This is a genomic window from Mesorhizobium sp. EU05-FHT14A09, assembly GCF_058790995.1.
The window spans coordinates 358,562-381,829 of record NZ_JBYTDF010000001.1 but is presented as its reverse complement, the minus strand read 5'-3'; the positions used below and the strand labels follow the sequence as shown (position 1 = coordinate 381,829).

The following is a 23,268-nucleotide window of genomic DNA, read 5'->3' as shown; positions in this document are numbered from 1 at the left end:
TTTCTACGGATGGTTTATCCCGCATCCAAATGGGATTTTCCGGGACGAGATGTAGCCGCCGCAACTGGAACTCGGTGTCGGTTACCGAAGGCGAATGCCTTCGTTTTCCCATCCGCCGTCTCCATGCCCTGAGGCGACGGAGACGTCAGGTTGCGTCCAGGCCGGACCAGTTTCGCAGCGCCCTTGCGAGAACACTCGCCTCCTCGATGCCTCCATCGAGTTCGCGCCCCAACCGCTCCGAGAAAAACCCGCTATCGAGCTCCGCCCTGCGGTCCGCCGTGTGGTCGACGATCGTTCCGGTGAGCAGATCGAGCCGGAACGTGTCCTCCACGACCCCGCCCTCGACAACGGCCTGCACGCGCAGGTCGATAAACGGCAGGCCCGCAGGCGCATGACCAATGGTTACACCGCGACTGGTCACGCTCAACCATTCCGGCAGTGCCTTGCCATCAGCCTGCGTCACGCGGAATTCGACGGCTCCACCACCGTCGCGCGCTGAAATGAGGATGTAGACGAAGCCCTGGTCGAAGAGTGCGTCGACCTTGAACCATGTGCGCTCGCCACCCGCACTGCCGACATCGATGCTCGAACCACCCCGGAGCGGCTGGACCGTGAGGTCATCGATCCGCTTCGTGCTGTCGGACCATTCTCCGATCTGCCTGACCACATGAACAACAGCACCCTCAGCCGGCAGGCCTGAGATGCCGTTCAGCGTGCCAAAGGCATTGACGACACTGTCGACAGGACCGTCCGCCGTGATGCGATCCGAAATGCCACCGAGGTTCCCGATCGACCGCAGGATCTCCCCCTGGACCGAAATCCGGGTCGGCTCGGAAACGTCCTCCCGGTTTTCCGGGAAAACGACCGGCGGGTCGATCTCAAGTTCTGAAGGTGCGTTCGATGCACGCACATTGATCGTCACGGTGTAGACCACCGTGGTCGTGCCATCGCTCACCGTATAGGTGAAACTGTCCGGCCCGTCATAGCCGGGATTTGGCGTGTAGGTGTAGGTACCGTCAGGATTGACCGTAACAGTGCCGTGTCCCGGCTGCGAACCGGCACCATAGGTCAGCGGATCGCCTTCCACGTCGGTCGCCGCGGGCAGCTTGCCGGAAACAGACGTCCCCTCGTCGACGTCAACGCTGACGTCCGATCCAACCGGCGCATCGTTGATCGGCCTGACATTGATGAGGACGGTGTAAGTCACTGTGCTGGTGCCGTCGTTCACCGTGTAGGTAAAGCTGTCAGGTCCGTTGTAGTTGGGGCTTGGGGTGTAAATGTAGGTTCCGTCGGCATTGACCGTAACGGTACCATGTCCCGCCTGCGACCCGAGACCATAGGTCAGCGGGTCACCGTCGGGATCAACCGCCACCGGCAGCCTGCCATTGACCGACGTATCTTCATCGGTGGCGACATTGTCATCCGAGCCGACAGGCCTGTCGTCGACCGGCGTGACGTTGACCGAGACAGTATAGATCACCGTGTTCGTGCCGTCGCTCACCGTGTAGGTGAAGCTGTCGGACCCGTTGTAGTCCGGATTGGGCGTATAGGTGTAGGTCCCATCCGGATTGACGATGACCGTACCGTGCGCGGGCTGCGAACCCGGGCCATAGGTCAAGGGATCGCCTTCCGGATCGGTTGCCGAGGGCAGAGTTCCCGATACAGGCAGATCCTCCGTCGCGGTGATCGTGGTGTCACGTCCGACCGGGCTGTCATTGACCGGTGTGACAGTCACTGTCACCGCAACAGTTGTCGCGCCGCCATGGCCGTCGTCGATCACAACCTCGAAGATCTCACTGCCGCTGAAATCAGCGTTGGGCGTATAGACATAGGTGCCGTCCGCATTGAGCACGACGGTGCCGTTGGCAGGCTGTCCGACCAACGCAAAGGTCAGCGCATCACCGTCGACGTCGGACGCGACGATCCTGCCGGCAACGGGGGTGTCTTCGGGCGTGACATGCGAATTGCCCGAGGCCACCGGCGCATCGTTGACCGGCTGGAGCAGGATCGTCGCGGTGTCGGTATCGGACAAAGCGCCGCCGGTACCGCTGTTGCCGCGATCATTGGTGACCATCGTCAACGTCACCGAAGCATTCGAATTGGCCACCGGATGGTAGACGGGGGCAAGGCCGCCGGCCAGGTAGGCGTTGATGTCGGCAAGCGTTCCCGACAGGGTGATGGATCCGCCGCCGGATCCTGCCACTATGACGCCGCCCCCTGAATTGGCGGTCAATGTACCGGCATCCACGGCAAGCGTCACCTGGACCGTTCCGCCGCCTGCATCGGCGTCGGATACCGACAGGCCGGTGAGGACCAGCGGCTGATCCTCAGTGCCGTTGAATGTCGGCGGCAAGGTGTTGATCGGAGCATCATTGACTGCCCCCACCGTCCCCCGCACCGTCGCCTGGACGCTCGCTGTGCCATCCGAGACGGTGTAGGTGAAGGATGGCGCGCCGTTGAAATCCGGATCGGCGGTAAAGCGCAACGTGCCGTCGGCGTTGAGGGTCACGGTGCCGCCGCTCACCGCCACGGCGCCGCCGACGACGATCGACTGTCCATTGATCTCGGTAACCGTCAGCGGGTCACCATCGATGTCGCTGTCATTGCCGAGCACGGCGATATCGACGGAGCCGTCCTCATTGATGGCAAAGCTGTCATCACCGGCAACCGGACTGTCATTCACCGGCGCGACGGTGATGGTCACCGTCGCTGTGTCGAACCCGCCATTGCCGTCGCTGACCCGATAGACGAAGCTGTCGACGCCATTGAAGTTGGCGCCTGGATTGTAGGTGAAGGTTCCATCGGAATTGAGGACAAGGGTACCGTTCGCCGGCCCTGTCACCAGTGAAACCGAAAGAGGATCGCCATCCGGATCACTGTCTGGCCCATTGCCGTTGTTGGCGAGCACGGATCCGGTGAGAGTGCCATCCTCGGCAACGCTCAGATTGTCGTTGACCGCATCCGGGCCTGGGTTGGTTATGGTCCAGACAAAGCTGCGCGTCACCGTACCGCCATGGCCGTCATCCGCCGCGACGGTGACGGTGTAGTCCTGCGAGCCCGTTGGTCCGGAGGCATTGCGATCGATGATGCCGCTGATCGTTCCATTGGCCGGATCGAAAATCAGGCCTTGCGGCAGCCCGGTTACATTGAAGGTCAGCACGTCGCCGACATCGATATCCGAGAAAGCTGAGCCGGGGGATATGGAGACAGTAGCGCCATCCGCGTTCGATTGAGGCGGCAATGTCGTTGCATTCGGTGCATCGTTCGTCCCGGTCACGGTGATCGTGAGCGTGGCCGAGGCCGTGCCGCCCTGGCCATCCGAGATCGTGTAGGTAACACTGGTGATCCGTGTCTGGCCGACGGCCAGATTGTCGAAATCCGCGCCTGGCTCGAAGTGGAACGAACCGTCAGGCTGGATCACGAACGCGCCGCCATTGCTGCCCGAAACCGGAGATCCGACACCGCCCGTCGGCGCGCCAACCCCGACCACGACCAGGGCGTCGCCGTCGACATCGCTGTCGCGGCCCGGGGGATCGAGGATGACGTTGCCGGACGTGCTCGCGTTTTCCGTCGTCACACCCGCGTCATCGACAGCAACCGGATTGTCGTTGGCCGGCGTCACAGTGATCGTCACCGTTGCCAGATCGAAACCACCCGCAGGATCGGCGACACGCACCACGAAACTGTCGGTGCCATGGAAATTCGCATTCGGCGCATAGGTATAGGAGCCGTCAGCGTTGACGATTACCGTCCCGCTGGTTGGAGCGGTCTCCAGCGAGACCGTGATCTGCGCCGTCGGGGTGTCTATGTCGGTGAAGCTGATGGTCCCGCTGACGGAGGTGTCTTCAGCAGTCGTGTGGGTGTTGTCCTGGGCGACCGGAGCATCGTTCACCGGGCCTACTGCCACCGAAACGGTGTAGGTCACCACGCTGGTACCGTCGGTGACGGTGTAGGTGAAACTGTCCGGACCGTTGTAATTGCCATTCGGCGTATAGGTGTAGGTGCCATTCGGATTGATCGTCACCGTGCCGTTCGCCGGCTGCGACCCGACGGCATAGGACAGCGTGTCGCCATCGACATCCGTTGCCGCCGGCAGAGTGCCGCTCAAAGGCGTATCTTCCGGGGTGCTGATGGACGTGTTCGATCCGACGGGCGCATCATTCTGGCCATGCACCGTCACCGTGAAGGTCGCGGTCGACGTTCCGCCCTGCCCGTCCGAGATGGTGTAGACGATGCTGGTGGTGCGGTTCTCGCCGGGTTTCAGCGTGTCGAAGTCCGTTCCGGGATCGAAGTTGAACGTGCCGTTGGCATTGACGGTGAAGGTTCCTCCGGTGGAGCCGGTAACGGCTCCGCCAACATTCGCCGCCTGGCCGTTGACGGCGCTGACCGCGATCGTGTCGCCATCCGGGTCGCTGTCCGCGCCATTGCCGTTGTTGGCAAAGACCGAGCCGGATAGCGGCGTGTTTTCCGTCGTCGCGACACTGTCGTCGCGAGCGATCGGCGCCGGGTTGGTGATGGTGATCGTGAAAGTCTCGCTCGCCGTGTTGCCGGCAGGATCCCTTGCGGTGATCTGGACCGAATAGACACCACCGCCGATCTGCGAGGCATCGCTTGCCACCTGGCCGGTGATAAGGCCAGTCGTCGGGTCGATCGACAATCCAGCCGGCAGGCCTGTTTGCGAGAAGGTCAGCGTGTCGCCGTCGATATCCGTGAAATAGCCGGAAACATTGAGCGACACCGCTTGAGCGTCGGTATAGGCGGCATCGGGAATATCCTGTCCGACCGGCGGATCCTGGCTTGGCGTGACATTGATGGAGACGGTGTAGGTCACCGATGTGGTGCCGTCGGAGACGGTATAGGTGAAGCTGTCAGGGCCATTGTAGTCGCGCGCCGGCGTGTAGATGTAGGTGCCGTCGGTGCCGATCGAGACCGTGCCATGCGCCGGCTGGGTCGCAGCCGCATAGGTCAAGGTATCGCCATCGACGTCGGTCGCGACTGGCAGCCTGCCCGAGAAAGGAACATCCTCGGCGGTGGTGATGGTGTCGTTCGCGCCGACCGGCGCGTCGTTCGCACCTGTCACGACCACGGTCAATGTGGCGGTCGCGGTACCGCCATGACCATCCGAAACCGTGTAGGTCACTGTCGTGGAACGCGTTTCCCCGAGCTGGAGATCATCGAAGGCCGTCGAAGGATCGAAACTGTAGCTGCCGTCGGCATTGACGATGAAGGAGCCGCCATTCGACCCAACCACCGTGGTGCCGACCGCGCCGCCATTGACGGCTGTCACCGTCAAGGCGTCTCCCTCGGGATCGCTGTCATTGCCGAGCACGCCCGGCACAGCGCCGGCCAGCGGCGTGTTCTCGCCGGTGGTCGCGGTGTCATCGACAGCGACCGGATTGTCGTTCACAGGTGCGACCGCGATTGTCGCCACCGCCGTTGCCGACGTCGCCCCTTCGGCGTCGGTGACGGTGAAGGTCAGCGTGCGCGCTCCGGTCGTCGGGTTGTCGCTGGTGTTGTCGTATTGCAGTGCGCGCACGAGAGCGCTCACGGCACTGCCCGTCATGGGAACGGTCGCACCGGCGGCATTCTCGAAATGCAGGCTGCCGGCGCCATCATAGGTAAAGGCAAAGCTGGTGCCGCCAAAGCTGATGGTGCCGCTGCGGGCTGTTCCATAGATCAGATCGACGGATGCGTTCAGATGGATGCGTTCCGCACTGCCGTCGACAAAACCGGCAAGCACGATGTCGAGGCGCACGATCTGGTCTTCGACATCGACAGCAATCGCATCGCCATTGGCGACCACCACCGGGCTGTCGCCCTCGGTATAGGTGACGTTGTGGCCGGTACCGGGTGTCGATGCATTCAGGTCGATTGCGGGCACATCATTGACCGCGTTCACTGTGACGGAGATCGACGCGTCGTCGAAGCCGCCATTGCCGTCGCTGACACGGTAGTTGATCACGGCCGTGCCGTTGAAATTGGCAGACGGGGTGAAGGTCAGCGTGCCGTCGGCATTCAGCCGCACTGTTCCGTTGGTGACCGACACGGTCCCGTTGACCGCGATCGGCTGGCCATCGATCTGCGTCACGGCGAGAGGATCGCCGTCGGGGTCGACATCCGCGCCGCTGCCGCCGCTTGTCGTTCCCGCACCCGTGATCGGATTGAAGGTGACAGCGGTATCCTCACTGGTCACGACCGTATCGTCATTCGCCACCGGCACCGGGTTCGTCACCGTGAAGCTGAAGGTCGTCGTTGCCGACAGGCCACTGCCGCCATCGCGGTCGTTCGCCACGACCGTCACGGTATAGGGACTGTTTTGCGATGCGTTTGCGGTCAGTGTTCCCGTGATGAGCCCGGTCTCGGGATCAAAGGTCAGGCCCGGTGGCAGGCCGGTGATGGTATAGTCGAGATCATCGCCGTCCACATCACTGAAGTAGCCGGATATGTTGAGGCTGACGCTCGACGAATCCGGACGGGAAAGGTCCGGGATGGTGCTTGCCACCGGAGCGTCGTTCACCGGTGTCACAGTGATGGTTACCGTTGCAGTATCGACGCCGCTGTTGCCGTCGTCGATCGTGTAGGTGAAGGACTCCGTGCCGTTGTAATTTGGGTTCGGTGTGAACCGCAGCACCATGGCGCTGCCGTCCATCACAAGCTGCACCGAGCCGTTCGTCGTCTGCACCGACGGCCCATTGAGAATCAGGTCGACGCCATTGACGCTGATGACCACGCCGGAATCGCCGTCCGGATCGCGATCATTGGCGAGGACCGCAATGTTGACTGGCGTATCTTCCGCCGTTGTCGCCGTATCGTTGTTGGCTTCCGGCGCCAGGTTTTCGACGACAAAGGCGAATTGCGTCGAGGTGCTGCCCCCTGCAAAGCCATCGCTTGCCGCAACGGTGACGATATAGGTATGCCGGCCGGTCGGACCGGAGGCATCCGCAGCAATCTTGCCGGAGATCAATCCGGTCGCGGGATTGTAGGTCAGGCCCGGCGGCAGGCCGGTGATCGTGTAGGTGAGCGGGTCGCCTTCCGGATCGACGAAATTGCCGGTGACGTTAAGGCTGAATGTATCGCTGTCGCTGCGCAGGATATCGGGAATGGGCGTGACGCGCGGCGGATCGTTTTCAGCGCCGACACTGACGGTCACGACCCCTGTGCTGAACCCACCCTGGCCATCGCTGACACGATAGACGATCGTGTCGGTGCCATTGTAGTCAGGGTTCGGAACGTAGCGCAGCGTTCCATCCGGGTTGATCGAGACGGTTCCGTGCCCGGCGCGGGGCGGGAACGCCGGGTCGACAAACAGCGTGTCGCCATCCGGATCGGTGTCGTTTCCAATGACGTTGATGCTGTCGATGGGCGTATCTTCCGCCGTGGAAGCCGTATCATTGACGGCCGTTGGCGCTGGGTTGGTGACGTTGAAGGTGAAGGTCTGGATGACTGTGCCACCGTTGCCGTCATTCGCCGTCACCCTGACGGTGTAGGGCCCGCTTACCGAAGCATTGTTGGTGATCACACCGGTGATGTTGCCCGCGGCATCCATCGTGAGGCCGGGTGGCAGCCCGGTGGCGCTGAACGCCAGTGCATCGCTTTCCACGTCATGGAAGAAGGCCGAGACATTCAGCGGATTGCTGGTCATCGACTGGCCATCGGCGCGTGTATAGCTGGGGATGGCATCGACAACGGGGGCGTCGTTGACGCCATTGACAGTCACCGTGATCGTCGCCGTGTCGCTGTCGCCATCCGTGTCGGTGATGCGATAGGTGATGGTTGTGGTGCGCGTTTCGCCGAGCTGCAGATCGTCGAACGCCGTCCCGGGATCGAAGGTGTAGGTGCCGTCGGCATTGATCACGAACGTGCCACCGTTCGAGCCTGTAACCGGCTGGCCGACGGCCAACGGGTTTCCGTTCACCTGATCGACGGCGATGGCATCGCCATCCGGATCGCGATCGTTGGCAAGCGCATTGCCGCTTCCCGGGGCGTTCTCAGAAACAGTGAGCGTATCGCTGAGTGCCTTGGGCGGCAGGTTCGTGATCAGCCATGTGATCGTCTGCTGCACGCTGCCGCCATGCCCGTCAGATACCGTGACGGTTATCACGTAAGGGGAATTGCTCGAAGCGTCCGCGGGCAAAGTACCGGTGATGACGCCGGTGCCTGTATCGATCGACAGCCCTGCCGGCAGACCGGAGGCGCTGAAGGTCAGCGTGTCGCCGTCGACATCATCAAAGTAGCCGCTGACATCCAGGCTGACATTCTGTGAATCGCTGTCGATCTGCGCGGGAATGGGGTTTGCCGTGGGTGCATCGTTCACGGCGTTGACCGTGATCGTGACCGTCGCGGTCGATATGCCGCCCTGGCCGTCCGAGATCGTGTAGATGATCGTGTCCGTGCCGTTGAAATTGGCTTTCGGCGTGTAGGTCAGTTCGCCATTGGCACCGATGGTCACGGTGCCGTTGCCGGCACTCGCGGCGGTGACGGTGAGTGTGTCGCCATCGGAATCCGTGTCGGCTCCGGCGGCGCCGCTGGTCGTGCCTGCTCCGGTCAGGACATTGAACGTCGCCGTGGTGTCTTCATTGACGGTCACTGTGTCATTGACCGCATTCGGACGCGGGTTGGTTACCGTGAGATCGAAGCTCTGGGCAACCGAAAGGCCTGTACCGCCCGACCTGTCATAGGCGGTGATGGTGACCTTGTAGACGCCGCCAACCCCACCCTGGCTGGCATTGTGATCGATCGTGCCGGAGATCACACCGGTCACCGGATCGTAGGTAAGACCGGCCGGCAAACCCGTGATCACATAATTCAGCGGGTCGCCGTCGGGATCGTTGAAGAAATCGCTGGTGTCGTAGGTGAAAGCCTGTCCGTCCGCTCGCACCCGGTCAGGGATCGGCTTGGTGATGACCGGATTGTCGTTTTCGGCGACCACCGTCACGGTAACTGTTGCCGTGTCGACCCCGCCATTGCCGTCGTCGATCGTATACGTGAAGGATTCCTGCCCGTTATAGTTCGCGTTCGGCGTGAAGCGCAGAAGCTGCTGCCCCGTCCCGTCGACGATGAGCCGCACGGTGCCGTTGCTTGTGGCGACCGCAGGCCCGCCGACCGTCAGAACGATATTGTTGACGCGGATCACTTCGGCATCATCGCCGTCGGGGTCGCTGTCGTTGGCAAGTATCGGGATATCGACCGGCGTATCCTCGGTGGTCGTCGCCGTATCGTTCTCGGCCACCGGTGGAATATTGAGGACGGTATATCGGAACGTAATCGGCGTCGTGCCGCCACGGCCATCACTGGCGCTCACAGTGACGGTATAGACACGTTCTCCGGTCGTGCCGGAGGCATCGTGTGCAATGGTTCCGGAGATCACCCCGGTCGCGGCATCGATGGTAAGGCCAGCCGGCAATCCGGTGACAGAATAAGCCAGGGTGTCCCCATCGAAATCGGTAAAGAACGCCGATGCGTTGATGGAATCCGTATCGCCGTCATTGCGCGTCCGATCGGCGATCGGCGTGCCCGACGGCGCGTCGTTGACCGGATTGATAGTAACCGTGACCGTTGCAGTGGCGGTACCGCCATTCCCGTCGGAGATGGTGTAGGTGATGATGTCGGTGCCGTTGAAATTGCTGTTCGGCACATAGGTGATCTGACCATTCGCCCCGATTGTGACCGCGCCGTTCGCCGCGCTGGCCGATGTCACCGTCAGTGGATCTCCATCGGGATCGCTATCGGGCGTGCCGCCGCTGGCGGAACCGTCCAGGACGTTGATGGTGACCGGTGAGTCCTCGTTGGTGACGGCCGCGTCATTGACCGCAACCGGCGGTGGATTGCCGATCGTGAAGGTGAAGGTCTGGCTGGCGATGCCACCATGACCGTCGTTCGCGGTGATCGTGACGGTGTAGACACCGTTTGCACCAGGCCCGCCCTGGCTGGCCTGGCGGTCGATGGTACCGGAAATGACGCCGTTGGCGCTGATGCTCAATCCCGCTGGCAAGCCAGCCTGACTGAAGCTGAGCGTGTCGCCATCGATGTCGCTGAAGAATCCGGCAACACTGACATTGACCGCCGCGCCGTCCTGGCTGGAGCGGTTGGGAATCGGAGTGCCGACAGGCGCGTCGTTCTGCGGCGTGACGTTGACCGTCACCGTATATTCGTTGGTGCCGCCCTTGCCATCACTGACAATGAAACTGAAGCTGTCGGGGCCGTTGAAGTTTGGAGCCGGCACATAGGAGTAAGTGCCGTTCGCGTTGATGGTGACCGTGCCATGTGCCGGCGTGGTCGACCCGGCCGCATAGGTGACGGGATCGCCGTCGACATCGCTTGCCGGTGGCAAGGTGCCATTGAGCGTGCCGTCTTCCGGTGTGGTGACCGTCGTGTCGGAAGAGACCGGAGCGTCGTTCACCGCCACGACCGTTCCGCTGACCGTGGCGGTTGCCGAGCCGCCATTGCCGTCGGAGATTGTGTAGGTGAAGCTCGGATTGCCGTTGAAATTCGCATTCGGCGCGAATGTCAGCGTTCCATCGGCGTTGAGCATGACGCTGCCGCCCGTAATGGAGACCGACGCGCCAACCGGAATGGCCGTGCCGTTGATGTGGGTGATCGTGATCGTGTCGCCATCGATATCGCTGTCGTTGGCGCGCACATTGATGGTGACAGGCGTGTCTTCGTTCGTCGTAAAGCTGTCGGCCACCGCTACCGGCGCATCGTTGGTTGGATTGACGGTGCCCGTCACGGTCGCGGTGGCGGTACCTCCATGCCCATCCGAGATCGTGTAGGTGAAGGACGGGGAACCGTGGAAATCGGCGGTTGGCGTGAAGGTCAGGCGTCCGTCGGCGCCCAGTGAGACGGTGCCGCCGGCAACCGCCACCGAACTGCCCACGGCGATGTTCTGGCCGTTGATCTGGGTAACCGAAAGCGAGTCGGCCTCGACATCAGTGTCATTCGTCCTGACATCGAAGACGGTCGCCGTATCTTCGTCCGTCGTGAACGTATCGTCATTGGCCACCGGTGCATCGTTGACCGCCACGACTGTTCCGTTGACGGTGGCGGTGGCACTACCGCCCTGCCCGTCCGAGATCGTGTAGGCAAAGGATGGCGAGCCGTTGAAATTCGGCGTCGGGGTGAAGGTCAGCGTGCCGTTTGCATTCAACGTCACCGTGCCACCCGTCACGGCTACCGAGCCGCCGGGCACGATGTTCGTGCCATTGATCTGCGTGACCGAAAGCGCATCGCCGTCAGGATCGCTGTCGTTGCCACGGACATCGAAGGTGACCGCCGTGTCCTCATTGGTCGTGAAAGCATCGTTCACGGCGACGGGCGGATCCTGGACAGGATTGACCGTGCCGTTGACGGTCGCCGTGGCGGTGCCGCCATGGCCATCGGAAATCGTGTAGGTAAAGGACGGCGAGCCGTTGAAATTCGCAGCCGGCGTGAAGGTCAAGGTGCCGTCTGCGTTCAGCGTTACTGTACCGCCCGTGACGGTTACAGAACTGCCGGGCACGATGTTCATGCCGTTGATCTGCGTGACCGAAAGCGCGTCGCCGTCTGGATCGCTGTCGTTGCCACGGACATCAAAGGTCGCAGCGGTATCCTCATCCGTGGCGAATGTATCGTTAGCCGCCACCGGCGGATCCTGGACTGGATTGACCGTGCCGTTGACGGTCCCGGTGGCGGTGCCGCCCTGTCCATCCGAAATGGTGTAGGTGAAGGACGGTGAACCGTTGAAGTCGGGCGCCGGCGTGAAGGTCAGCGTACCGTCGCCATTCAGCGTCACCGTGCCGTCGGTCACTGCAACAGAGCCGCCCGACGCGATGTTCTGTCCATTGATCTGCGTAACCGTGATCGTACCGCCATCGACGTCGCTGTCGTTGCTGCGAACATCGAATGTGACAGGTGTGTCCTCATTGGTCGCGAACGTATCGTTGACGGCCACCGGCGCATCGTTCTGCCCGGTGACAGTGACCACGACCGTGGCGGTCGAGGTACCGCCCTGCCCGTCCGAGATGGTGTAGCTTATGGAGGTGGTCCGCGTCTGACCGGCAGCGAGATCGTCGAAACTGGTTCCGGGCACAAAGCTGTAGCTGCCGTCGGCATTGATGGTGAAGGTACCGCCGCTGGAACCAGCAACCCCGGCCCCGACGCCCGCGGCACTGCCATTGACTGCCGCGACCGTGATCGGATCACCATCAGGATCGCTGTCAGCGCCGCTGCCATTGTCGACGAACACCGAACCGCTCACGGTGCTGTTTTCGGTTGTCGTAACTGCATCGTTGCGCGCGACGGGAGCCGGATTGAGCACCGTCCAGGTGAATGTGCGGCTGGCTTGCAGCCCGCTGCTGTCGGTAGCGACAACCGTCACCGAGTAAGGCCCGGTCACACTCGCACTGCGATCGATGGCTCCAGAGATGACGCCGGTCGCGGCATTGATCGTGAGCCCGGCAGGCAGGCCTGTGGCGGTGAATGTCAGCATGTCGCCGGCATCCGGATCGCTGAAATTACCGCCGACGTTGAAGCTGATTGTCTGCGCATCGCTGGACGTCTGGTTGGCGATCGGCGTCGAAACCGGAGCGTCGTCGGTTCCGATGACCGTGATCGTCAGCGTTGCCGTCGAGAAGCCGCCATGGCCATCAGAGGCCTGATAGGTGATGGAGGTCGTCCGCGTCTGGCCGGCGGCCAGATCGGCGAACGCGCCGCCTGGATTGAAGACGGCGACACCATCCGCGCCGATGGTGAAGGTCCCGCCGTTGGAACCGGCCACGGCCGTTCCGATGTTGACTGAGGAACCATTCACCTGCGAAACCGCCAGGACGTCACCATCCACGTCGGTGTCGTTGGCCAACACATTGACGTTGGCCGGCGTGTTGGCATTGGTCTGCGCGGTGTCGCCGACCGCCACAGGTGCATCGTTGACGGGATTGACCGTCACCGTCACCGTATACTCGACCGTCGCCGTGCCATCCGTGACGGTGTAGGTGAAGGTGTCGGAGCCGCTGAAATTGGCCGCCGGCGTGTAGGTATAGGTGCCGTTGGCGTTGATGATCACGGTGCCATGCGCCGGCGCGGTTGCGCCCGCGCCATAGGTCAAGGGATCACCGTCGACATCCGTCGCGGTCGGCAAGGTGCCGTTGAAGGGCGTATCCTCATTGGTAATGAACGCTGTGTTCGATCCCACCGGTGCGTCATTGACCGGCGCCACGGTGATGACAGCGGTATCGGTATCGGTCAGCACGCCGCCTGAACCGGTATTGCCACCATCGCTGGTCGTCATCGTGAGCGTGACCGGGCCGTTGAAATTCGCGGACGGATTGAACGTCGGCCGCGACGCCGAAGCGAGATAGGCATTGAGATCGGTGATCGTGCCGGTAAGCACGATCGTGCCGCTGCCGGATCCGGTGACGCTGACACCAGCGCCGGACAAAGCGGACAAGGTGCCGGAGCTCACCCCCAAAGTGATGGTGACGGGGCCTGCGCCGGCGTCGACGTCACTCACCCGCAAGCCGGTCAAGACAAGCGCGGTATCCTCGTTGACCCCGAACGATGCCGGCAGCGTGTTGATCGGGGCGTCGTTCACGGCGGTGACGTTGAAGGTGAAAGTGTTCGGCGTCGGATCGGTATCTTGCCCGCCATTCGCCGTGCCGCCATTGTCGCGCACCTGGAATGTGAAGGAGGCTAGCGCCGTCCCGTTCGCATCGGCAGCCGGCGTCCAGGTCAGGTTCGCGATGTTGGCCGCCGTGATGACCTGTCCCGCCAAGACCGGAGTTCCGCCCAGCGAAAGCACGCCATTGGCCGGGATGCTGGTGATGACGATCGCGGCAAGAGCATTGGCCGGGTTGTCGCTCGGATCGGAAAACCCGAAATCGGCCGTGGTGAAGGTATAGGTGGTGTCCTCCGCGATCGTCGCGGTGCGATCGGCACCGGAAGGCGCATCGTTCACCGGAGTGATCGTAATGGTCGCGGTGTCGATGTCGACAAGCGCCGGACCACCCGTATTGCCATTGTCGCTGGTCGTCATGGTCAGCGTCACATTGGCGGTCGCGTTGGCGGCAGGCGTGAAACTGGGGCGCGTCGCGCCGGCGAGATAGGCATTGATGTCTGCCAGCGTGCCGGAAAGCGTGATCGTTGCAGTGCCAGATCCGTTGATGGTGACGCCGGCCGCCGTGGCGGCGGACAGGGTGCCTGCGTCGACGGACAGGGTAACGGAAATGGTGCCGCTGCCGGCATCAGCATCGGCTACCTGCAAACCGGCCAGCGCAACGGACGTGTCTTCCAGCGTGTTGAAAGCCGAAGGCAAGGTGTTGATGGGCGGTGTGTTGACCGAGGCCACGGCAACGTTGACCGTTGCGGTTTCCGTCACACCGCCGGACGAGACCGTATAGGTGAAGCTGGCATTGCCGTTGAAATCCGTCGTCGGTGTGAAGATCAGCTGCCCGGCGGCATTCAGGGCCACCGTGCCATTCGCCACCGCGACCGCCGGCCCGCCCGGCGTCACGGCAATGCCGTTGACCGCAGAAATGGTTCTGCCGGGATTCTCGAAACTGTCATTGGCAAGCACGGAGATCGTGACCGGCGTATCCTCCGCGGTCGATGCCGTGTCGTTGGTGATGTCCGCCACAGGTGAGATCGAGATCGCAATCGTATCGGTGTCGGAGAGCGCGCCATCGGATGTCTGTATGGTGAGCAGCGCGGGCCCGTTGTAATCGGCGGTCGGAGCGTAGCCAGCGCCGGCAAGCGCGGCGTTGATCGCCGCCGCCGTACCGGAAAATGTCATCGTCTGGTCGGCCGTGCCATCGCCGGCACTGAATGTCAGCCCTGTGGTGCCGGAGAGCGAGAAAGTGCCGTTGGTGACCGTGACCGTCACCGTCATGACGTTCCCGTCGACATCGCCGACGGTGATGGCGTTGCCCGTGGCGGAAGCAAACACGAGTGTGGTGTCTTCGGCCGTGGATTGCGCACCCGGCACGGTGTTGACGGGTGCGTCGTTGACGGGATTGACCGTCACCGTCACCGTCGTCGTTTCGGTCACGCCGCCCGAGGTGACGGTATATGTGAAGCTGGTGGTGCCGTTGAAGTCGGCTGCCGGCGTGTAGGTGATGGTGCCGTTCGCATTGAACGTCACCGTGCCTTGCCCTGCAGGTGGCTGGGTGACGGCGGAAACGACGCGGCCAGCGTTCTCGAAATTGTCAGCCGAGGCGCCGTTGGTGCCGGTCAGCACGTTGAAGCTGATCGGCGTATCCTCGTTCGTCGTCACGGAATCGGCAACGATATCGGCCACGGGCGTGACCGTGATGGCCACGAAATCCGTGTCGGAGAGCGCTCCGTCCGAAGTCTGCACGGTCAGTTGCGCCGGTCCGTAATAGTCGGCCATTGCATTGTAGACGAGACCGGCCAGCGCCGCGTTGATCTGGGCCGCGGTACCCGAAATGGTGACGGTCGCGGTGCCATTTCCGCCAATCGTCGCGCCGCTGGCTGCAACGGAGAGCGTGCCGTTGGTGACCGTCAACGTGGTGGTCAGCGTACCGCCATCGACATCGTTCACGGTCACGCCACCGACAGCCAACGGCGTATCCTCGGCAATCGTCTGCGCTCCAGGCACGGTATTGACCGGCGCATCATTGACCGCGGTTACCGTGACGTTGACCGTTGCCGTTTCCGTCACGCCGCCGGACGCGACCGTGTAGGTGAAACTTGCAGCGCCGTTGTAATCGGTGGCCGGCGTGAAGGTCAGTGTGCCATCGGCGTTCAGCCTGACGGTGCCGTTGGCAACGGCCACGACGCCATTGGTCACGATCGACGTGCCATTGATCGCGGTGATGGCATGGCCGGAATTTTCGAAGCTGTCGTTGGCGTTCACGTTGATCGTGACGGCCGAATCTTCGTTCGTGGTGGCCGTATCATTGGCTATGTCCACGATCGGAGCCACGGTGATCGTGCGCGTATCGGTATCGCTCAACGAACCGTCGCTGGTCGTCATCGTCAGTGTGACCGGGCCATTGAAATCGGCGACCGGCGAATAGGACGGCCTCGACGCCGAAGCCAGATAGGCATTGATCGACGCGAGCGTACCGGAAAGCGTGATCGAGCTACTGCCGGCCCCTGTCACGGCAACACCGCCGGCACTGACGGCGGTCAGCGTTCCGGAGCCAACGCTGAGCGTAACCGTGATGACGCCGGAGCCTGCGTCCGGATCACTCACCGACAGACCGGTAAGAGGCAGCACAGTGTCTTCGTCTACGGTCCAGCCGGTCGCGGGCAGCGTGTTGACAGGCGCATCATTGACGGCTGTCACCGAAACAGTCGCGACAGCGAGATTGGAGTCGGCGCTTCCATCGTTAACGACCACATTGATCGTGCGATTGACGGTCGAGGGATCATCCGATGTCGACGAATAGCGCACCTGCTCGAGCGCTGTCTCGTACGCGACCTTGCTGGCGAGCCCGGTCAAGGTCAATGTAAATGTCGCCGGATTCCATGTCGCGGTGATACCTGCCGGTAATGCGCCCGCAACGGACAGGACATCGCCCAGTTGGCCGTTGGCAATGACGATCGTTGCCGATGCCATGTTGGCGCTGTCGATGTCGGTGATCAGGCGGTCGGTGTCGACGATCGCAACACCGGCGCCATTTTCGGTATAGCTGGTCGAATAGCCGGTGCCCGCACCGGACGCATCGAGATCCAGGACCGGCGCATCGTTGACCGGATTGACCGTGATCGTGCGGCTATCGGTGGCGCTCAGCACGCCGCCCGCGCCGGTGTTGCCGCCGTCGCTGGTCGTCATCGTCAGTGAGACCGGGCCGTTGAAATCCGCGGCAGGGATGAACGTGGGACGCGACGCGCCAGCCAGGAACGCATTGATGTTGGCCAGCGTGCCCGTCAAAGTGATCGACGACGTTCCGGAACCCGCCACCGTCACGCTGCCACCGGCGGTTGCCGCAAGGCTGCCTGAAGAGACCGTCAGAACCACGGTCATGGTCCCGCTCGCAGCATCGACATCGGCAATCTGCAAGCCGATCAGGCCGAGGGCGGTATCCTCGTTCGTGACATAGCTTGCCGGCATGGTGTTGACCGGTGCGTCGTTGACGGCAGCGACGGTGATCGTGCGCGTGTCGATGTCGGTCAGTGCGCCGCCAGAACCCGTGTTGCCGCCATCATTGGTGGTCATCGTCAAGGTTACGGGGCCATTCGCGTTGGCGGTCGGCGTGAATATCGGAGCGGCAGCCGAGGCCAGGTAGGCATTGATGTCCGCCAGCGTGCCGGTGAGTGTCAGTGAGCCACTGCCCGAACCGGATATGGCGACGCCACCTCCGGCGGAAGCGGCCAACGTGCCGGAGGCGACGTCGAGCCTGACCGTGATGGTGCCGGCAGCGGCATCCGGATCGGCAACGGAGAGGCCGGTGAGCGCGACCGCAGTGTCTTCGTTCGTTGCCCAACCTGATGCCGGCAAGGTGTTGACCGGCGCATCGTTGACGGCATTTACGGTCACCGTAACGGTGGCGGTTTCCGTAACCCCGCCGGAGGTCACCGTGTAGGTGAAAGACGTGGTGCCGTTGAAATTCGCCGCCGGCGTGTAGGTGATGGTGCCGTCGGCGTTGAAGATGACGGAGCCCTGCCCGGCAGGCGGCTGCGTCACTGCGGTGATCGCGCGTCCGGCATTCTCGAAATTGTCCGCCGAAGCACCATTCGTGCCGGTTATGGCGTTGAAGCTGATCGGCGTATCTTCGTTCGTCGCGACATTGTCGGCAACGATATCGGCGACCGGCGTCACGGTGATTGCAACCGTGTCGACATCGCTCAGTGCGCCGTCGGAGGTTGAGACTGTCAGCGTATCGCTGCCATTGTAGTCCGCGTTGCCCTGATAGCGCAGCGAAGCGAGCACGCTGTTCACCTGGGCCACCGTTCCGGAGATCGTGATGGTGGCCGTGTTGTTGCCGGTGACGGTTCCGGCGATGACCGAGGGCGAGAGCGTGCCGTTGGCAACCGATAGAGTGACTGTGACCGTGCCATTGTCGACATCGGCAACCGAAATGCCGGAAATTGCGGTCAGCACATCTTCAGCAACGCTTGCAGGTCCAGGAACCGTATTCACCGGCGCATCGTTGACCGCGATGACATTGACAGTCGCAACCGCGGTATTCGAACTGGCGACGCCGTCATTGACGGTGACGTTGATGGTGCGCGGCGTTGTCGAAGGGTTCTCCGAGGTCGACGCGTAGCGCACCTGTTCCAGCGCTGTTTCGTAAGCGGCCTTGGTGGCGGCGCCGGTCAGGGTCAAGGTGAAGGTCGCGGGATTCCAGTTTGCCGTGATGCCTGCAGGGAGTGTGCCCGCGATCGAAAGCACGTCGCCGGCCTGTCCGTTGGCGATGATCACCATCGCCGACGTCATGTTGGCGCTGTCGATATCGGTGATCAGGCTATCGGTATCGGCAATCGCAACGCCGACGCCGTTCTCGGTGTAGGTGGTCGAGAACCCCGTTCCCGCACCTGAGGCATCGAGATCGAGCACCGGGGCGTCATTGACCGGAACGATGGTGATCGTGGCGGTATCGACATCGGTCAGCGCCCCGCCGGTTCCGGTGTTGCCGCCGTCATTGGTGGTCATAGTCAGCGTGACCGGGCCATTGGCATCGGCAACCGGCACGTAGACAGGTGCGGACGCTGATCCCAGATAGGCATTGATGGCCGCGAGCGTACCTGTCAGCGTCAGGGTCGCCGTACCGGAACCGGCGACACCTACCCCACCCCCGGCCAGGGCATTCAAGGTACCGGCCCCAACCGAAAGCGTGACGGTGATTGTGCCGCCATTGGCGTCGAGGTCGGTCACGGCCAGCCCGGTCAGTGTGACGCTTGTGTCCTCGTTCGTCGTCCAGCCACCGGCGGGCACCGTGTTGACCGGCGCGTCATTGACCGCGGTGATGGCAATCGTGGCGACCGCCGTATTCGAATTGATGTCGCCGTCATTGACGGTGACGTTGATGGTTCTCGACGTGGCGGTGCCACCCAATGTGGGATTGTCCGATGTCGACGAATAGCGGATCTGGCCGATGGCCGTCTCATAGGCAGCCTTGCTGGCTGTTCCCGTCAGGGTGAGCGTGAAGGTTGCTGCGTTCCAGCTCGCCGTTATCCCGGTAGGCAAGCCGCCGGTCAGAGAAAGGAGATCGCCGGCCCTGCCATTGCTGATGACGATCGATGCCGATTCCATGTTGGTATCGTCGATGTCGCCTACGACACGGTCGATGTCGGCGATTGCGGCTCCTGCCCCGCCCTCGGTGTAGGTGGAGGAAAAATCGACATCCTGCGTCGTCACGCTGACGACGCCGCTGATCGATTCAGGTCCGCTGCCATCGGGATTGGCGATGACGATCGTATTCGTCCCGGCAATGAAATCCGGAAGCGCAAGCAGTCCGCCCGTACCGGTCGGATAGAACAGTTGCTCCAGAACCGTCGACGTGGACGAGCGTGTCCCCCAGAACTCGATCCCCGCCTCGGTGATCCGTACCTCGACACGCGGCAAGCCATTCGAATTGGCCACCCAGCCGCTCACAACGGAGCTGCCATCGGCGAATGTCAGGCGCGTGGCGGCGGCATTGCCGGCATCGACGCCTATGATGCCTGAGGTGATGGCACGGCCGTTGATGATGATCCGGAATGCGTCGTCCACCGTCGTCAGCGCCACGACAGCGCGGGTCTGGTCGGCAAGCTGATTGCCGGCCACGGTGAAAGTCAGCGTGTTGGTGCGCTCGGCGCCGGCATCGACGCTTGGCTGCGAGAAGGCGCCGCCATTCGACACCGGGACGCTCACGGCGGGATCGCCATTGAGGTCGATCGTCGGTGCGTCGTTGATGGGCGTTATCGAAATGGTGCGGACATCGGTATCGGTGAGTGCGCCGCCGGTGCCACTGCCGCCGCCGTCATTGGTGACCATGGTCAGCGTAACAGGACCATTGGCGTTGGCGATCGGTGTGTAGACCGGGGCGGAACTCGCAGCGAGATAAGCATTGATGTTGGCCAGCGTGCCGGAGAGCACGATTGTTCCGGTTCCAGACCCTGTCACCGTCACCCCACCGGCGGACGTTGCCGCCAGCGTGCCGGAACCGACGGACAGGGAGACGGTCATGATGCCGCTACCGACATCCGGGTCTGCAATCGACAGACCATTCAGCGCAACGCTCGTGTCTTCGTTGGTGGTCCAGCCGGAAGCGGGAAGGCTGTTCACCGGCGCGTCGTTGACGGCCACGACCGCGATGGTGGTCGTGGCCACTGCAGAGTTCTGCGACCCGTCATTGACGGTGACATTGACGATGCGGTTGGTGGTCGACGGGTTGTCGCCGGTATTCGAGAAGGTGATCGCGCGGATGGCGGTGGCGTAGTCCGCCTTGGTCGCGATGCCGGTCAAGCGGATGGTGATCTGCCCGGCCACCGACGTATCCGTAACGGCGCTGATACCCGCCGGCAAGGAACCGACATTGAGCATGTCGCCGGCGAAGGCGTTGGTCAGCACGATCGTTGCCGAGCGCATGTTGGCGCTGTCGGAATCGCGGACGGTGTTGTCGGTATCGGAGATCGATACGGCGCCCCCGTTCTCGGTATAGGACGTCGAGAAATCGACGCCGGCCGTTGCGTCGACCAAAGTCAGTGCGCGGACATTGTCGATGAAGAAGTCGTCACGGCCGGGTATCAGGATATTGCCGCCGGAATTGTACGAAAACTGCAGATCACCGGTGGCTGAAACTGTGGTGGGCAGGTTGATGGTGATGGGTACCGTCGTCCAGGATCCGAAGGTCGTCGCCGCGACCGTTGCCGGACTGCCCGTCGCTCCGTTCAGATAGGCAATCGTGGCGTTGGCCGCCCCCGATGCACCCGAGGTTATGCGTGCGTAGATCACGCCGCCAACGGAAATCTCAAGCGTCGCCACGGAACTCGTATCGGGATTGCCGTTGTTCCAGCCGAAATCGAAGACCAGCTGTGCGGAACCGGAGGGCGCCTGTCCCTGATTCCAGCCGCTGATCCCGGATTGAGTCAAGGTTCCTGTACTGTTGTCCGTCGACCAGGCGAAACCGTTGGCGGTTGTTCCACCGGTGCCGCCGACCACCCAGCCGGTGGTTCCGGAGAATCCGCCATTGGTGATGATATCGGATGTGGTCAGGCCCGAATTCAGGTCCACGATCGGGGCAGCAATGGCAAAACCGAAATCCGCGGCCAGGGAGCTGGCGCCGATAAGCGCCAGGCTGGCGGTCCTGGTCAGGCCGCCGGTTGTCGATGGTGCGGAGTTGATGACGCCGTTGGCGTCGGTGACCCGGACAATGTATTGCCCCGGCAAGACATTGGTGAAGAGATAATTGCCGTTGGCGTCAGTGGTATCGGTGGCCAGCACCCGCTCGCCCGCATCGATCACCCCGTCGCCGTCGATGTCGTCAATCAACTGCACGGTCACGTTGCCGAGGCCGACATCTCCCGCGTCGAAAGTACCATTGGAGTTGTTGTCGTCGAAGATCTTGTCGCCGACGGAGCCAGTCGCGGGAGTCCACGTCGTGGCGTCGCTTGCTCCCGTCAACGCCGTCGTACCGTTGGTGGTGACCGTGACAGCAGAGCCTACCGATGCACCGGTCAGCGGATTGATGCGCTGGATGACGTTGCCAACCAGGTAGGTATTGCCGTTGAGATCGCCGCCGCCCTGGGCGCCGCTGACACTGATGGTGTAGCTCCCCGGGATCGAGCCATCGGTCAGGCTGTATCGTGTGACCGTCGTCCCGGAGATGCTCAACAGCTGGTTGTTGGCGGCATCGATGGCGAAATCGCCCCAGTCATTCGTCGCCGTTATCTGTGCGCCGAAAGCAGCCGCCGTGCCGACCGTACGGCCATTGTTGGTGAAGGTGATCTTGAAAATCTGGTCGTTGGTGCCGGTGATGTTCTCAATGCCGAGATAGAGGGCCCCGTTGTGGAATGCCGCGGCACCGCTGCCCACGCCCGTCGTACCGACCGTGATGCTTGCGCCGGCCCCGTTGTCGGTAAGGTTGCTGTCGATGACGATGTGGGTGTTGTTGATGAAATCATACGCAAACAGGGCGCGATTGCCGGTCACGCCATCGCTGTCGGTGTAGTAGATCAAGCCATTGGCCTGATCGACGGCCAGCGAATTGATGGTGGCGCTGATGGTTATGCCGCCGACCGTGGCCGGAACGGTGGTGAGTGCGGTGGCTTTGCCAGTCAGCACATCGACGCTGTAGATGGTCTTGCCGACCGAGATCAGCAGGGCGCCGTCGCCATTCGACGCCGGTGCCGTCAGCAGGTCGGCGAAGTGCTCCTGCGTTTCCCGGTTCACCGCCAGATCGGTAGTAACATCGCCGAAGCGATACTCCAGGTCCCAGTCGCCGCCAAGCGCGGCCGCGCCGGTGCGATCGTCGGATGCTGCGATATCGGCGCCGGTGAGGCGGCCCATCATGTCCGCGGCAAGTGCCCCGCTTTCGCCTTCCGCGAAATCGCAGCCATAGATCAGGATATCGGCATCGGCGCTCAACGACGAACGCAGGCCACGGAACTCGTCCGCATATTCCCCCATCATGGAGTTGGCCGTAACCGTCGCCGACCCGAGGCTCAGACTGCCCTGGCTGCCATGCGAAATGATATGGATGGCCTCGACGTCCTTCATGTCCTTCAGGACATTGGCCATCTGCTCGACACCATCCTGACCGGCATCAAGCACGACGACCTCGTAGTCGCCTTCAATTTTGCTCAGAAGCTTTTCGTAGTCGGGGACCGAGCTGTCGATGAAGACGACCTGGGTGGGATGATCCGCCTGTGGTGGGTCCTGCGGCTGCGTTTCGCCGCTCACATCCACCGGTTGTTTCAGCGCTTCCACCAGTGCGGCGTGATCCGTATCGGCGGCACCTTCCTGCTGATCTCTGACGGGTGCCGGTTCGGCATCGGCCTGTTGCGTCTTTTCGACCGTGGCAGCACCCGCCGCGTCAAAGGCAATGCGCTGCTCAAGCTCCATGAGGGACGAAGAAAGGCGGTTCCAGGTTTTGCGGGAATTGGCCGGATCGACGGCATTGCCGGAGCGTGGATGACGAGGACGTTCATTCATGGCCGCACCCGCGGGGCCGCAATATTAGCGACCCTTGAAGTTAAGCCCCTCGCCCATCCGTTATCGGGCGCCCACCCGACAACAAACTGCGGTGATTCGATTGAAAATCACCTGCTTAGCAAGCCTAGCTTGAACCAGCTTCAGCAAATGCTCAAGCCAAATCATGGCGAACAGTAAATTGGTCTTCTCACGCA

At 62.4% G+C, this 23,268-nt stretch carries 1 protein-coding gene; it reads right to left on the bottom strand.

Annotation, left to right across the window (positions count from 1 at the left end; translation table 11 throughout):
- Positions 1–145: 145 nt before the first annotated feature.
- Positions 146–23,074: an Ig-like domain-containing protein gene (locus AC3WTO_RS01595; RefSeq protein ID WP_492458927.1), complete on the bottom strand. Its 22,929-nt coding sequence runs from the start codon at positions 23,072–23,074 to the stop codon at positions 146–148.
- Positions 23,075–23,268: the final 194 nt, after the last annotated feature.